This window comes from Lysobacter antibioticus (assembly GCF_000731095.1).
GTDB classification, from domain to species: Bacteria; Pseudomonadota; Gammaproteobacteria; order Xanthomonadales; family Xanthomonadaceae; genus Lysobacter; species Lysobacter antibioticus_B.
Window position 1 is genome coordinate 1 of the sequence record NZ_JMTZ01000038.1, and the last position, 15,402, is coordinate 15,402.

A 15,402-nucleotide genomic window follows, 5' to 3' on the forward strand; every position below is an offset into this window, starting at 1 on the left:
CCGAAGGGAATCCAGACGGACTTTTGGGCTTAGCAAAAGAAAGTAACCCGGCCGCGGCAGCGGACGGAAGCTCTGCTCTTGCTTATGGCTTCCTGAGAATTAAGATCGGACCAAACGCTTAAAGCTTCCGCCAGTGAAGCGGCGGGTTACTTTCTTTTGTCATAAGCAACAAAAGCAAAGCAACCAAATAAGTTTCTTATTTTGAATCACAGGCCCGCACAAGCGATGCCGACGCAGGGCTCTACATACGGGACATCCCTGTCCCGACGAAAAACGGCGCGGATCCTTGCGCACCGCCCTCCGGGTCTTCTATGGCCTTCGCTAGTGCGAGGCGACGCACAGCCACGGCAGAAGCAAAATCGTTACGGCAACGGCAGTTTTGACAGCGCCGTGCCGTTGTCATTGCTGCGATGAGCTCGCGCGGGCGCCGCGCTTGCACGAATCGAGCCAGAAACCCGGGTATTTCTGGCACGTTTGATGCCGGGAATATTTTCACCCGCGGCTAACGGCGCTGGGAGCAGCGTCCGATCGGACGCGTCTCGCGTCCGCCCGCAATGCGGGAACGATTCACGAGGACGACGACATGAAACGCATCGCTGCGTTTGCGATGGTCGCGTTGCTTCCGCTTGTTTCAGCGCAGGCCGAACACCGCGAGTTCCGCGCAGTCCTGGAAGGCAGCCAGGAAGTTCCGCTGGTCTCCACCGGCGCCAGCGGCGGGTTCCGCGCCCGCATCGGCGACGGCGGCGCGATCCACTACCAGCTTTCGTATTCCGGTCTGGAAGGCGACGTCACCCAAGCGCATATCCACGTGGGCCAGCGCAGTGTCAACGGCGGCATCGCCGTGTGGCTGTGCTCGAACCTGGCCAGCCCGCCGACGCCTGCGGGCGTGCAACCGTGTCCGCCGCCGCCGGCGACCATCCAGGGCGTGATCATGGCCGCCGACGTGGTCGGCCCGAGCGGCCAAGGCATCGCCGCCGGCGAGTTCGAGGAATTGCTGCGCGCGCTGCGCGGCGGCAACGCCTATGCGAACGTGCACACCAGCAAATTCCCGGGCGGCGAGGTGCGCAGCCAACTGGGTCATCGCCACAACGGCCACGACGATTGAGCGAGAGGTTCCAGCCTGGGCGCTTGCGCTGAGCTTCTCGGGCCAACCAGGAACGTTTAGCGGTTAGCAACTCCGTGCGGCACGTGCCCCGCGGCGACGTGGTCGCGCGCCGACAGGATGTTGTGCTCGGAGTCGTCGAAGAAGATGTCGGCGCCGAAGGCTTCCAGGAAGGGCCCCTTGGGGCGGCCGCCGAGGAACAGCGCCTCGTCGAGACGGATGCCCCACTCGCGCAGGGTACGGATCACCCGTTCGTGCGCTGGCACCGAGCGCGCGGTGACCAGGGCGGTGCGGATCGGTGCGTCCTGGCCGACCGGGAAGGCCTTCTGCAAGCGATGCAGGGCGTCGAGGAAGCCGCGGAACGGGCCGCCGGAGAGCGGTTCGCCGGCGTGGCTGCGCTCGTGCTCGGCGAACGCGGCCAGGCCGCCCTCGCGCGAGACGCGCTCGCCCTCGTCGTCGAAGATCACCGCGTCGCCGTCGAAGGCGATACGCAACTGGTCCGGGCGCAGATGCGGCGCCAGCCGCGACGGCGGAATCGCCGGCAACAAAGTCGCCGCGGCGACACCGGCAGCGAGCGCGGCGCTGACGTCTTCGGCATTGGCCGAGAGGAACAGGTCGGCGCCGAACGGTCGGATGTAGGGAAACGGCGGCGCGCCGTTGCTGAACGCCGCACGCTTGATCGACAGGCCGTGATGGGCGATCGAATTGAAGATGCGCAGGCCGCTGTCGGCGGAGTTGCGCGAGATCAGGATGACCTCGACCCGCGGCGCCTCCGGCGGCGCGCCTTGGTTGAGCGCCAGCAATTTGCGCACCAGCGGGAAGGCGACGCCGGGACGCAGAAAATCGTCCTCGTGCTCGCGCTGGAAGTCGGCGTAGGCGTCGATGCCCTCACGCTCGAACAGCGTATGGCTCTCTTCCATGTCGAACAGGGTGCGCGAGGAAATCGCGACGATCAACGGGTCGGCATCACGGTCAGGCATGCCGTCATTGTGCCCTGTCGCGCGCCACGCAGATAGGACGGACTGCCCCATGTCGGGCCCCGCCGGTCGGCGTGGCGGTAACCGTGCGCGCTGTTGCTTACCACTGCGTATGGCTAAGCCCGCTTCGATGCCGTTTGAAGTTTGCTTCACAGGCGCTCGCGAGACTGGCCCTCCTTCACACGCAGTCCTCGCCATGAACCTCCGATTCCCGCATTTGCGCCGGTTGGCCCTGGGCCTGCTGCTGGCGTGCTCCGGCACCGGCATCGCCCAGGCCGCCGACAAGGTCCTGATCGTGGTCAGCAGCGAAGGCCGCGACCAGGGCAAGACCCGGCCCGGCTATGAGATGGACGAGTTCGCCCAGGCTTATCTGATCTTCCGCGACAACGGCCTGGCGGTGGACGTCGCCAGCCCGCGCGGCGGCGCCGCCGAGGCCGACAAGTACGACCCGAAGCTCGCCTTCAATGCGCGCCTGCTCGAAGAAGGCCACGGCCTGAACCAGTTGAACACGACCCTGGTCACCGCGACGCTGCGCGCCGGGGACTACGCCGCGGTCTACGTGGTCGGCGGCAAGGGCGCGATGTTCGATCTGCCGGACGACCCGGCACTGAAGAAACTGCTCGCCGAAGTGTACGAGCGCGGCGGCGTGGTCGCCGCGGTCTGCCACGGCCCGGCCGCCTTGGTCGACGTGCGTCTCGACGACGGCTCCTATCTGGTCTCCGGCCGCGCCTTGACCGGTTTCAGCAACGAGGAAGAAGCGATCTTCGGCAAGCGCTGGGTCAGGCAGTTCCGCTTCCAGCTCGAAGACGCCCTGCGCGAACGCGGCGCACGCTGGCAGGAAGCGCCCTTGATGATGCCGGGGCTGGCCGTCGACGGCCGCTTGATCACCGGCCAGAACCCCTACTCCACCCCGGCCGTCGCCGAAGCCATCGTCGCCGCGCTCGGGCGCACGCCGGTCGCGCGCACGCCCTGGCGCGACGAACGCAGCCTGGCCCTGGTCGAGCGTTTGCTCGCCGGCGAGCGCGAGGCCGCGCACAAAGCGCTCGCCGACGAGCCGGACGCCTACCACGTGCAGTTGATCGGGTTGATCGGTTATTACCAGTTGCAGGCGCATCCCGAGCCGGCCCGCACCCGCGCCGCCCTGGCGATCATGCAACTGGCCGCGCCGTACATGCCCGAACCGCAATTGCGCCTGGGTATCGCCGAAGCGCATTGGCGGCTCGGCGACGAGACCCTGGCACGGGCGATGATCGGCGAGGTGCTGGTCAGTCACCCGGACATGGCCGATGCTAAGCGCCTTCTCGAACGGATCGACGGCTGAGCGCTGATGCACGACCGCTTGCGCATCCTCGTGATCGAAGACCACCTGGCCCTGCGCACGGCCATGGCGGCGATGTTCGAATCGCACGGCCATGCCGTCGATTTCGCCGCCGACGGCCGCACCGGCCTGCAGTTGGCCCTGAGCGATCCGCCCGATGTGCTGGTGCTCGACCTCACCCTGCCCGGCCTCGACGGCTTGCGCGTGTGCGCGGAACTGCGCGCACGCTCCGACCGTCACATCCCCATTCTGATGCTGACCGCACGCGACGGCCTCGACGACAAATTGCGCGGTTTCGAGGCCGGCGCCGACGACTATCTGGTGAAACCCTTCGCCGGCGAAGAATTGCTCGCGCGCTGCCTGGCCCTGTCGCGCCGGCATCGCGCGGGCGAGCCGCACGGCCTGCGCATCGGCAGCTTGAGCATCGACCGCCGCAGCGGCGAAGTGCGCCGCCAAGGCCGCCTGCTGGAATTGCAACACACGCCCTTGCGGATCCTGACCATCCTCGCCGAGGCCTGGCCGCGCACCCTGACCCGCAGCGAGCTGATCCAGCGCCTGTGGGGCGACGTGCCGCCGCAATCGGATCCGCTGCGTTCGCACCTGTATCTGTTGCGGCAGGCGCTGGACAAGCCGTTCGCACAGCCGATGCTGCGCACCGTGCACGGCGTCGGCTTCAAGCTCGAAAGCGACGAGGACGCGACGCCGTGAGCGGCCCGGCGAAAGCACCGAAGCGGCGCCTGCGCAATCGCCTGATGCTCGCCTTCGCCGGCTTCGCCCTGTCGGTTGCGGCCTTGTTCGGGCTGTATGCGGTGGCCTTCATGTACGCGACCGAAGACGCCTTCTTCGAGTCGATGCTCGAACAGGAAGCCGCGGCGCAGTTGCGCCGGCACGCGCTCGACGGCGCTTGGGCCGAGCCGCAACAAGCCTTCATGCGCGTCTACCCGGACACGCAACATTTCCCCGCCGATCTGCTCGCCGCGCGCGAGTCCGAGCCCTGGCGTTCGGAATTCGCCGGCCGCGACGGCCGCCATTACCACGTCAAGGCGCTGCAGCCGCCGGCGCCGGCGCAAGGCGCCTGGCTGGTCGCCGAGGTCAGCCGGCAACTGGTGGTGCGGCCGATGCGCGACCGCATCCTGCAATGGCTGGGCTGGTCGGCCTTGGCCGTGGTCGGCCTGGCCTTGGCGCTCGGCGCCTGGCTGGCGCGGCGCAGCACCGCGCCGCTGTCGCGCCTGGCCGCACTGGTCGACAGCATGGCGCCGAACCGCTGGCCGCAACGCATCGCCGCGGGTTTTCCCGACGACGAGGTCGGCGTGCTCGCACGCGGCCTGGATGCGATGACCGAACGCACCCAGGCCTTCATCGACCGCGAGCAGGCCTTCACCCGCGATGCCAGCCACGAACTGCGCACGCCGCTGGCGGTGATCCGCAGCACCGGCGAACGCCTGCTGGCCGAGCCTGCCCTGTCCGCGGCCGGCCGCGAGCATCTGCTGCACCTGCGCCAATCGGCTTGGCAACTCGAACAGACGGTAACGACGCTGCTGACCCTGGCGCGCGAGGCGCCCGTGGTGTTGCCCGATGCGCCGATCGCGCTGTTGCCGGTGCTGGAACAGGTGGTGATCGAACAAGCGGTCTGGCTCGACGGCAAGCCGGTCGAGGTCGAGGTCGACGTGCCCGGCGAGACGCGCATCGATCTGCCGCAGCCGGTGCTGCATATCCTGTTGTCGAATCTGATCGGCAATGCCTTCGCCCACACCGAATCCGGCACGGTTGACATCCGCATCGCCGGCGGGCGCCTGCGCGTCGCCAACCGCGGCCATCCGATCCCGGCCGAGCTGCGCGAACGCCTGCACGAGCCCTTCCGCAAACGCGAAGGCAGCGCCGGCCTCGGCCTCGGCCTGGCGATCGTGCAGCGCCTGTGCGAACGCTACCGGGTCGACCTGCGCCTCGACGAGGAGGCCGGGGCGATGGTGGTGAGCCTCGCCGTGGCGGGCGCTGCGGGTTCGCCCCAGGGCGCGCCGGGGACGGCGGAAAGCTCAGCCGTGCGCTCGGACTAGCCGCGCGACAGCGGCGCCGGCCGGCCGATTCCTGCGGTTTAGGGCCGGAATCGCCGCAGGCCTCGTTGCCGACCGCGGCGACAAGGTATCGTTCCGCACCGCCTCATCGTCCGGACGCCCGACATGTCCCCAACCGAAGTCCCTGCCCGCACCGCCACGCTCATGAACGGCGCCGCCGCGTCCCAGCTCGGCCATGCCTTGAAGTCGCGCCAGTTGGTGATGATGGGGCTGGGCAGCGCGATCGGCGCCGGCCTGTTCCTCGGTTCGGGGGTCGGCATCCGCAGCGCCGGGCCGGCGGTGCTGTTGTCGTATCTGATCGCCGGCGCGTTGGTCATCATCGTGATGCGCGCGCTCGGCGAAATGGCCGCGGCGCGGCCGACCAGCGGCGCGTTCTCGGTGTATGCCGCCGACGCGATGGGGCCGACCGCCGGCGCCACCCTCGGCTGGTTGTGGTGGGCGCAGTTGGTGATCGTGATCGCGGCCGAATCGGTCGGCGCCGCCGGCCTGCTCGCCACGGTCTGGCCGCAATTGCCGGTGGCCTTGATGTCGCTGGTGTTCATGTCGGTGTTCACCGGCGTCAACCTGCTCGGCGTGCGCAACTTCGGCGAATTCGAGTTCTGGTTCGCGATCCTCAAGGTCGCCGCGATCCTCGCCTTCATCGCCATCGGGGTGCTGCTGGTCTGCGGCCTGTTGCCCAACGTGCCCTCGCCGGGGCTGTCGAACTTCTTCGACCACGGCGGCTTCGCACCGAAGGGTTGGGCCGGCGTCGGCGCGGCCTTGCTGGTGGTGGTATTCGCCTTCGGCGGCACCGAGATCGTCGCGGTCGCCGCGGCCGAAACCCAGGACCCTGAGCGCAGCATCACCCACGCCATCCGCACCGTGGCCTGGCGCATCCTGGTGTTCTACATCGGCTCGCTCGCGGTGATCATCGCGGTGGTGCCGTGGACCAGCGAGTCGTTGAATTCGCCGTTCGCCGCGGTGCTGGAAGTCGCGCGCATCCCCGGCGCGGCGACCGCGATCACCCTGGTCGCGGTGGTCGCCCTGCTGTCGGCGCTCAACGCCAATCTCTACGGCGCCTCGCGCATGATCTATTCGCTGGCCGAACGCGGCGAAGCGCCGCGCGCGCTCGCCCACCTGAGCCGCAGCCGCGTGCCGACCGTGGCCGTGCTGGCGAGCGTGGCCTTCGGCTTCGTCGCCACCGCACTGGAGCTGCTGTATCCCGACAAGGTGCTGCCGGCGCTGTTGAACGTGGTCGGCTCGACCTGTTTGCTGGTGTGGGCGCTGTCGCTGGTCTCGCAGCTGATCCTGCGCCGCCGCGCCGACCGCGCCGGCACCGTGCTGCCGTTCAAGATGTGGGCCTTCCCCTACGTGACCTGGGCCGGCCTGGCGATCCTCGGCCTGGTGTTCGTGTTGGCGCTGTCGATCGAAGGCCCGCGTCTGCAGTTGCTGTCGACGATCGCCCTGACCTTGCTCATCGCCGCGGCCAGCGAAGTCGCACGCCGGATGCGCAGCAAAACCTCTAGTGACAATTGACATTAATTACATTATTTAAATAACTGATATTTAAAGTTATTTATCTATAACTTAAAGCGGTTTCGAGCAGGGTCGACGATCGCTCGCCTGCTGGAGCAGCGCAACAGGAAGGAGCGCCGCAAACGATGAGCGCAGGCGAACACGGCATCGATCTGGTCGGCGCCTTGCTGTGGCGCCAGGGCCGCGTGCTGTTGGGCCTGCGCGCCACGCACAAGCGGCCGGCACCGAATTGCTGGGACATGCTCGGCGGCCACGTCGAGGCCGGCGAGACGCCCGAACAAGCCCTGTGGCGGGAGCTGCAGGAAGAAGCCGGCATCGGCCCGCCCGTGCTCGCTAGGCCCGTGCTCGCTACGCCCGACCAGCACGCCGCGGCGGCGGCCAGCGTAGTCGCCGAATTCGCCTGCGACGGCCTGGTACTGCGCATCTACCGCGTCGAGGACTGGGACGGCGAACCCGAGGCGCGAGGCGACGAGCATCAAGGCCTGCAGTGGTTCGAAGCGGCGCAAGCGGCGGCCCTGCCCGAGCTGGCCGATCCGCGCCTGCGCGAAGTTCTGCTGCGGCTGGGCTGAGCCCGCTCAGCCGCTGGTGAACTGCTCGATCAGCATGCGCTCTTCGAGGTTGTGTTCGGGATCGAACAGCAAAGTGACGGTGCGGTCGCGCGACTCGCGGATCATCACTTCGACCACGTCGCGCACCTCATGCGAATCGGCGGTGGCGCTGACCGGACGCTTGTAGGGGTCGAGTACGCGGAAGCGGATCTCGGTGTCGGCCTTGAGCAAGGCGCCGCGCCAGCGCCGCGGCCGGAACGCCGCGATCGGGGTCAGCGCGATCACCGCCGACCCCAGGGGCAGGATCGGGCCGTGGGCGGAGAAGTTATAGGCCGTGCTGCCGGCCGCGGTCGCGACCAGCACGCCGTCGCAGATCAGCTCGTCGAGCCGGGTCTGGCCGTTGAGGTCGATGCGGATGTGCGCGGCCTGGCGGGTCTGGCGCAGCAACGACACCTCGTTATAGGCCAGCGAACCGAAGGTCGCGCCGGACTCGGTCTGGGCGACCATTTCCAGCGGACGCAGCACCGCCGGCTCGGCCGCCTCCAGGCGTGCGAACAGGTCCTCGCCGTTGTGCTGGTTCATCAGGAAACCGACGGTGCCGAGCTTCATCCCGTACACCGGTTTACCGAGGCCGCCGTGGCGATGCAGGGTCTGCAGCATGAAGCCGTCGCCGCCGAGCGCGACCAGGACATCGGCCGCATCCGGCTCGTGCTGGCCATGGCGTGCGACGAGATCGGCGAGCGCCCGCTGGGCCTCGTCGGTGTGACTGGCGAGGAAGGCGATGCGTTGCGTCGCGGTCATCGGCGGCTCCGGAAGGATGCCGTCAGCATAACCCGGAGGGCGTTGCGGATTCTGCACGCCGGTCGCGACGGTCGGCCAAGGAGCCGCTTCGAGGGTAGGAGCGGCGCGAGCCGCTACATCGCAGTGACGTGGCAAGACGCAAGAACGCGGTCGCGGCTCGCGCCGCTCCTACTCCAAAGCGGAGCGCTGCGGCGATATGACAGAGCGCACAAAAAAGCCCCTCTCCCGGGCGGGAGAGGGGCTTAGTGCCAATCGTCATCGGCGCTTAGGTCAACGCTCGATCAACCGCGCGCGGCCAACTGCGACAAACGCTGCACCGCGACCGACGCGGTCGGATAGTCCAGCGACTTCTGCGCGGCCAGCTCGTTGAGCATGGCCAGGGTGAAACGCAGCGAGACGTCGTCGCGGCCGAGCCAATGGGCGATCTTGGCATCGGCGTTGGCGCCCGGCATCGACAGCACCTGGCCGACCAGGATGCGTTGCTGCGCGCCCAGTTCTTCGCGCAGCACGCCGCGTGCGACCGCGTGCCAGCGGCCGTCGACGGTCAAGGCGTCGATCTGTTCCTGCAACCACGGCAGGCGCAGCGCTTCGCCGAGGCGGAAGTGGACCTTGGCCACCTCGACCGGCTTGAGCTTGCGCTCGCGCGCCAGTTCGATGATGTCGCAGCTCGGTTCCAGGTACGGCAGCGCCGCCAGTTGGGCGGCCAGCGCTTCCGGCACGCCCTTGGCCTTCCAGTCGGCGAACGCGGCATCGTGCGCCGGACGCTGGCCGTCGCCGAGGATGCCGTGGCCGGCGCGGATGTTCTTGAAGCCGTCGTGGTAACGCTCGACCGCGGTGGTGATGTCGGGGATCGTACCCGGACGCGACAGCAGCCAACGGGTGAACGAACGCTGCAGGTTCCAGATCACCTGCAAGGCGTCGATCTGGGTCGACTCGGCGACCTTGCCGTCGAGCGCGTCGATCTGCGCCCACAAATCGCGCGCGTCGAGGGTCTCGCGGGTGATGGTGAAGGCCTTGGCGACCTCGCCCGGGGTGCGGCCGCTGTCTTCCTGCATGCGCAGCAGGAAGGTCGCGCCCATCCGGTTGATGGTCGAGTTGGTCACCGCGGTGGCGATGATCTCGCGCTTCAGGCGGTGGTTCTCCATCGCCTTGGCGTACTTGGTCTGCAGCGGCTGCGGGAAGTAACGCACCAGTTCCTTCGACAGGTACGGGTCTTCCGGCACGTCCGAGTCGAGCATCTGCTGGAACGCGACCAGCTTGGAGTACGACAGCAGCACCGACAGTTCCGGACGGGTCAGGCCCTGGCCGCGCGCCTTGCGCTCGGAGATCTCGGCGTCCGACGGCAGGAACTCGATCTGGCGATCGAGCAGGCCCTGCGCTTCGAGGGTGCGGATGAAGTGCTGCTTGGAGCCCAGGCGGGTCTGGCTCATCCGCTCCATCAGGCTGATCGCCTGGTTCTGGCGGTAGTTGTCGTTGAGCACCAACTCGGCGACCTCGTCGGTCATCGAGGCGAGCAGCTTGTTGCGGTCCGGCAGGGTCAGCTTCTTCGCCTGCACCTGGCCGTTGAGCAGGATCTTGATGTTGACCTCGTGGTCCGAGGTGTCCACGCCGGCCGAATTGTCGATGAAGTCGGTGTTGAGCAGCACGCCATGCTGAGCCGCTTCGATACGGCCGAGCTGGGTCAGGCCGAGGTTGCCGCCCTCGCCCACCACCTTGCAGCGCAGGTCGCGGCCGTCGACGCGCAGACCGTTGTTGGCGCGGTCGCCGACGTCGCTGTTGGTCTCGCCGCTGAACTTGACGTAGGTGCCGATGCCGCCGTTCCACAGCAGATCGACGGGCGACTTCAGGATCGCGCTCATCAGCTCGACCGGGCTCATCGCGGCGATGCCGGCGTCGATGCCGAGCGCGGTCTTGATCTCAGGCGACAGCGGGATCGACTTGGCCGAACGCGGGTACACGCCGCCGCCCTTGCCGATCAGCTTCTTGTCGTAGTCGTCCCAGCTCGAGCGCGGCAGCTTGAACATGCGCTCGCGTTCCTTGAACGTCTTCGCCGCGTCCGGGTTCGGGTCGAGGAAGATGTGGCGGTGGTCGAACGCGGCGATCAGGCGGATGTGCTCGGACAGCAGCATGCCGTTGCCGAACACGTCGCCGGACATGTCGCCGATGCCGACCGCGGTGAAATCCTGGGTCTGGCTGTCGCGGCCCATCGCCCGGAAGTGGCGCTTGACCGACTCCCACGCGCCCTTGGCGGTGATGCCCATGCCCTTGTGGTCGTAACCGACCGAACCGCCCGAGGCGAAGGCGTCGTCGAGCCAGAATTTGTGCTCGGCGGCGATGCCGTTGGCGATGTCGGAGAAGGTCGCGGTGCCCTTGTCGGCGGCGACCACCAGATACGGATCGTCCTGATCGTGACGCACCACGTCGCGCGGCGCGACGATCTTGCCGTCGACGATGTTGTCGGTGATGTCGAGCAGGCCGTTGATGAACATCTTGTAGCAGGCGATGCCTTCGGCGAGCACGGCGTCGCGGTCGCCGCCGGCCGGCGGACGCTTGGCGAAGAAGCCGCCCTTCGAACCGACCGGCACGATCACGGTGTTCTTGACCATCTGCGCCTTGACCAGGCCCAGCACTTCGGTGCGGAAGTCTTCGCGACGATCCGACCAGCGCAGGCCGCCGCGGGCGACCGGGCCGAAACGCAGATGCACGCCTTCCACGCGCGGGCCGTAGACGAAGATTTCGCGGTACGGGCGCGGCTTGGGCAGGTCCGGCACCTGCGCCGAATCGAACTTGTAGCTGACGTAGCCGCGATCGGCGCCGTCGGCGGCGCGCTGGTAGTAGCTGGTGCGCAGGGTCGCGTTGATCACGCCGATGAAGCTGCGCAGGATGCGGTCTTCGTCGAGGCTGGAAACGCGGTCGAGCAGCGCCTTGATCGCATCGACCGTGGCCTTGGCCTGCTCGTCGCGCTTGCCGTTGCGCGCGTCGATGACCGGCTTGACCGCGGCCATGACCGCGGCGTCGCCGCCCGACAGGGCCTGCAACTGCTGGACCAGCAGGTCCTGGCCGGCCTTGATCTCGGCCTTGCTCTCCTTGCCGGTGCAGGGATCGAAGCGGGCCTCGAACAATTCCACCAGCAGGCGCGCGAGCAGCGGATAACGCGAGAAGGTTTCCTCGACGTAGCTCTGCGAGAACGGCACGCCGACCTGCAGCAGGTACTTGCAGTAGGCGCGCAGCATCGCGACCTGGCGCCAGGACAGGTTGGCGGTGAGGATCAGGCGGTTGAAGCCGTCGTTCTCGGCGTTGCCGCGCCAGATCTGCGCGAACGCGTCCTCGAAGTTCTCGTCGAGGCTGTCGATGTCGATATCGTTGTTGGCGGTCTCGACCTCGAAGTCCTGGATGTAGACCGGCTGCTCGTCGACGCGCAGGCGGTAGGGGTGCTCGGAGATCACCCGCAGGCCCATGTTCTCCATCATCGGCAGCGCGTCCGACAGTGGAATGTCGTCGAGCTGGCGGTAGAACTTGAAGCGCAGGCCGCCCTCGCCCTGGCGGGTGCGGCACAGGCTCAGGCGCAGATCGTCCGGACCGGTCAGCGCGGCCAGGTGGGCGATGTCCTGCGCGGCGACGCCGGCCGAGACTTCTTCGATATAGCCCGCCGGCAAGGCGCGGCCGTAGCGGTTGGCCAGGGCCAGGCCCTGCTGCTCGCCGTGGCGCTGAACCAGCGCGTCGCGCAGTTCGTCCTGGCGGTTACGCACGATCTCGGTCAGTTCGGCCTCAATCGCGATGTGGTCGATCTGGATCGCTTCGCCCGACTTCGGCCGCACGATCACGTGCATCTGCGCCAGCGGCGATTCGCCGATGTGCACGGTGGTGTCGATGTATTCGCCGTGCAGGCGGCGCTTGAGCATCGCCTCCACGCGCAGGCGCACGTCGGTGTTGAAGCGGTCGCGCGGGATGTAGACCAGGCCCGAGAAGAAGCGGCCGTAGCGGTCGCGGCGCAGGAACATCTTGCTGCGCACGCGCTCCTGCAGGCCGAGGATGCCCGAGGTGGTCTTGAACAGTTCCTCTTCGCTCGACTGGAACAGCTCGTCGCGCGGCAGGGTTTCCAGGACGTGGCGCAGGGCCTTGCCGCTGTGGCTGTCCGGGGCCAGGCCCGACTGCTCCATCACATAGGCATGGCGCTGACGCACCAGCGGAATGTCCCACGGGCGGCGGTTGTAGGCGCTGGAGGTATACAGGCCGAGGAAGCGCTTCTCGGCGACCGGACGGCCCTGGGCGTCGAAGCTCAGCACGCCGATGTAGTCCATGTAGCCCGGACGATGCACGGTCGAGCGCGCATTGGTCTTGGTCAGGATCAGCGCATCGACCGAACCCGACTGCGGGATGTAGTGCGCGGCCAGCGAGGTCAGCGGACGCGGCTTGCCGGCGTCCTTGCCGCGCAGCAGGCCCAGGCCGCTGCCCTTGATGGCGCTGAGCACGTCCTGGCCGTCGTGCTTGATCACCTCGTACTCGCGGTAACCGAGGAAGGTGAAGTGATTCTCGGCGGCCCAGTGCAGGAAGGCCTGCGCCTCGCGCTTGCCGTCTTCGTTGACCGGCATGCGCTCGCCGATCATGCCGTCGGCGACCTCGTTCATCTTGTCGCGCATCTGCGACCAGTCGCGGACGATCGCGCGCACGTCGGCGAGCACGGTTTCCAGCGCCTTCTTGACCGCGGCCATCGACTCATTGGTCAGGCGGTCGATTTCCAGGTGCATCAACGACTCGGGCACGCCCTGCCCGACCGAGACCAGCTTGCCGGCCTTGTCGCGCAGGAAGGTCACCACCGGATGGCCGAGCACGTGCACGCCGATGCCCTGGTCGGCCAGCGCCATGGTCACCGAATCGACCAGGAACGGCATGTCGTCGTTGGCGATCTGCAGCACGGTGTGCGCCGATTCCCAGCCGTGCGTCTTCAGGGTCGGGTTGAACAGGCGCACCAGCGCCGAACCCGGCTTGCGGTCGCGCGCGTAGTCGAGGAAGTCGGTCGCCAGCGCGGCCCAGCCGTCGGCCTGGTGCTGCGGCAGCTCGTCCAGGCTCATGCGCTTGTAGAACGCCTTGGCGAACGCCTCGGCCTCCGCGTGGCGCGCCTTCGGCAGGCGCTTGCGCATCGCGGCGACGATCGGCTCCAGCGAGACGCTGGCGCTCTGCGCCTCGACCTGCGCAACGCTCTTGGCGGCGGGCTTGGCGGCGACCGACTTGGCCGTGGCGCTCTTCGCGGCAGCGGGCTTGGTCGAAGCAGGCTTGCTTGCGGCAGGCTTCGCGGCGACGGTCTTGGCGGCGGGCTTGCCCGCTTTCTTGGCCGAGGCTGGTTTGGCGGGATCCTGCTTGGACGCGGCTTTGGGTTTGTTGCTCATGGGAACTCTGAGGTCCGGATGGTATGAGGCCCACGCTTTCGCGCGGGCCAAGAGAAAGGTTAGTGCTTGCGGTTGGAGGCTTGCAGGGCGGCAATGGACGCGGCGCCGTAATCGAGCGACGCGCCCACGCGGCCGCGCGCCATCGGGCGCGGACCGGGTACGGCGGCATCGTTCGAAGCGCGCGAGCCCATGCCGCCGTCCTCAGGACAGGCGGTGGGCCGTGACGAGCCGAAACGTTTCATCGTCTGTCGCTTCAGCGCAGACCGGTTTCGTTGCGGGCGATGACCAGGCGCTGGATCTCGCTGGTGCCTTCGTAGATCTCGGTGATCTTGGCGTCGCGGAAATAACGCTCCAACGGCATTTCCTTGGAATAGCCCATGCCGCCGTGGATCTGCACGGCCTGGTGGGCGATCCACATCGCCGCTTCCGATGCGGTGAGCTTGGCGATGGCGGCCTCGTTGCTGAAACGGCCGCCGTGCTTGTCGGTCTCGGCCTTTTTCCAGGCCGCGCGCAAGGTCAGCAGCAGGGCCGCGTCGAGCTTGCACTTCATGTCGGCGATCTTGGCCTGGGTCATCTGGAAGGCGCCGATCGGCTGACCGAAGGCCTTGCGCTCGCGCACGTAGGTCAGGGTGGCCTCGTAGGCGGCGCGGGCGATGCCGATGGCCTGGCTGGCGATGCCGATGCGGCCGGCGTCGAGCACGCCCATGGCGATCTTGAAACCGTGGCCTTCTTCGCCGAGCACGTCGTCCGGCGCGGCGACGTAGTCCTCGAACTCGATCTCGCAGGTGGCCGAGGCGCGGATGCCGAGCTTGGGCTCGGTCTTGCCGCGGTGGAAGCCCGGCTTGGAGGTGTCGATCATGAACGCGGTGATGCCGCGCGCGCCCTTGTCCGGGTCGGTCATCGCGAACAGCACGATGTACTTGGCGACCGGGCCGGAGGTGATCCAGCTCTTCTTGCCGTTGATGACGAAGCTGCCGTCGGCCTGCTTGACCGCCTTGCAGCGCATCGCTGTGGCGTCCGAGCCCGACTGCGGCTCGGTCAGGGCGAAGGCGCCGATCTCGCGGCCCTCGGCGATCGCGCGCACGTACAGCTGCTTCTGCGCCTCGGTGCCGAACTTGAGAATGCCGTTGCAGAACAGCGAATTGTTGACCGACACGATGGTCGAATGGGCGGCGTCGCCGGCGGCGATCTCGACCATGGCCAGCACGTAGGAGATCGGGTCCATGCCCGCGCCGCCGTACTCGGCCGGCACTTCGATGCCCATCAGGCCGTTCTCGCCGAGGGTGCGGATGTTCTCGAGCGGGAACTCGCCGGTCTGGTCGTGGTGCTCGGCGCTGGGAGCAATCTTTTCCTGGGCGATACGACGCGCCACGTCCTGGATCATCAACTGCTCTTCGGTAAAGCCAAAATCCACGTCGGCACCTCTGCTGGTTTGAGCACTGCGGCCGGGGCGCGCGGCAGCCCGTAGGCGGCGCCGTCGTCGATCCCCGACCGGCGCGATGGTTCTGCGTCCTGGTCCGCGGCCCTGTCGATGGCCGCGAATGCGAATTGTAGCCGCGCGCGCCGAATAACCCCACCCATGCGCCTGCCCCGCCCATGCGCCTGTGTTTGCGCCGCGAGGCGTCTGCGCGGTCACGGCCGGGCCGGCCCCGACTTGACCTGCAAGCCCTCCGGGAACACAC

The 15,402-nt window shown here is 67.8% G+C and carries 11 protein-coding genes; 6 read left to right on the forward strand and 5 right to left on the reverse strand.

Going from position 1 to position 15,402, the window contains the following annotated elements:
- Positions 1-583: 583 nt before the first annotated feature.
- On the forward strand, positions 584-1,105 hold the full coding sequence (locus tag EX88_RS0112590; RefSeq protein ID WP_031372347.1) for a CHRD domain-containing protein: 522 nt from the start codon (positions 584-586) through the stop codon (positions 1,103-1,105).
- A gap of 56 nt (positions 1,106-1,161) precedes the next feature.
- Here EX88_RS0112590 and EX88_RS0112595 read toward each other — a convergent pair whose 3' ends face one another.
- Positions 1,162-2,082: a 5'-nucleotidase gene (locus tag EX88_RS0112595; protein WP_031372348.1), complete on the reverse strand. Its 921-nt coding sequence runs from the start codon at positions 2,080-2,082 to the stop codon at positions 1,162-1,164.
- Positions 2,083-2,275: 193 nt separating this feature from the next.
- Between EX88_RS0112595 and EX88_RS0112600 the strand changes: the two genes are divergently transcribed.
- The 5 genes from EX88_RS0112600 (at position 2,276) to EX88_RS23760 (ending at position 7,553) form a co-directional block, all read left to right on the forward strand.
- Entirely contained in the window at positions 2,276-3,400 is a 1,125-nt protein-coding gene (locus EX88_RS0112600; protein WP_031372349.1) for a type 1 glutamine amidotransferase domain-containing protein, read from the forward strand.
- Between the two features lie 18 nt (positions 3,401-3,418).
- The gene (locus EX88_RS0112605; RefSeq protein ID WP_200875840.1) at positions 3,419-4,105 is read left to right on the forward strand and encodes a response regulator transcription factor; all 687 of its coding nucleotides are present in this window, start codon (positions 3,419-3,421) and stop codon (positions 4,103-4,105) included.
- Complete coding sequence (locus tag EX88_RS0112610) at positions 4,102-5,451, forward strand: sensor histidine kinase (protein ID WP_051885059.1); 1,350 nt, start codon at positions 4,102-4,104, stop codon at positions 5,449-5,451. The genes EX88_RS0112605 and EX88_RS0112610 overlap by 4 nt, the downstream gene beginning before the upstream one ends.
- Before the next feature lie 123 nt (positions 5,452-5,574).
- Positions 5,575-6,984, forward strand: a complete 1,410-nt coding sequence (locus EX88_RS0112615; protein ID WP_430536909.1) for an amino acid permease — start codon at positions 5,575-5,577, stop codon at positions 6,982-6,984.
- A 125-nt stretch (positions 6,985-7,109) separates the two neighbouring features.
- On the forward strand, positions 7,110-7,553 hold the full coding sequence (locus EX88_RS23760) for an NUDIX domain-containing protein (protein WP_036148783.1): 444 nt from the start codon (positions 7,110-7,112) through the stop codon (positions 7,551-7,553).
- A gap of 6 nt (positions 7,554-7,559) precedes the next feature.
- On the opposite strand, the gene EX88_RS0112625 is transcribed toward EX88_RS23760, so the two are convergent.
- The 4 genes from EX88_RS0112625 to EX88_RS0112640 form a co-directional block, all read right to left on the reverse strand.
- Positions 7,560-8,333 (reverse strand): NAD kinase, encoded by a 774-nt coding sequence (locus EX88_RS0112625; RefSeq protein WP_031372354.1) that lies wholly within the window; start codon positions 8,331-8,333, stop codon positions 7,560-7,562.
- A gap of 281 nt (positions 8,334-8,614) precedes the next feature.
- A complete protein-coding gene (locus EX88_RS0112630; protein ID WP_081930932.1) occupies positions 8,615-13,720 on the reverse strand; it encodes an NAD-glutamate dehydrogenase domain-containing protein in 5,106 nt (1,701 codons plus the stop codon).
- Positions 13,721-13,779: 59 nt separating this feature from the next.
- Positions 13,780-13,962 (reverse strand): hypothetical protein, encoded by a 183-nt coding sequence (locus EX88_RS26015; RefSeq protein WP_152566253.1) that lies wholly within the window; start codon positions 13,960-13,962, stop codon positions 13,780-13,782.
- Between the two features lie 11 nt (positions 13,963-13,973).
- Complete coding sequence (locus EX88_RS0112640; RefSeq protein ID WP_031372356.1) at positions 13,974-15,134, reverse strand: acyl-CoA dehydrogenase family protein; 1,161 nt, start codon at positions 15,132-15,134, stop codon at positions 13,974-13,976.
- Positions 15,135-15,402: the final 268 nt, after the last annotated feature.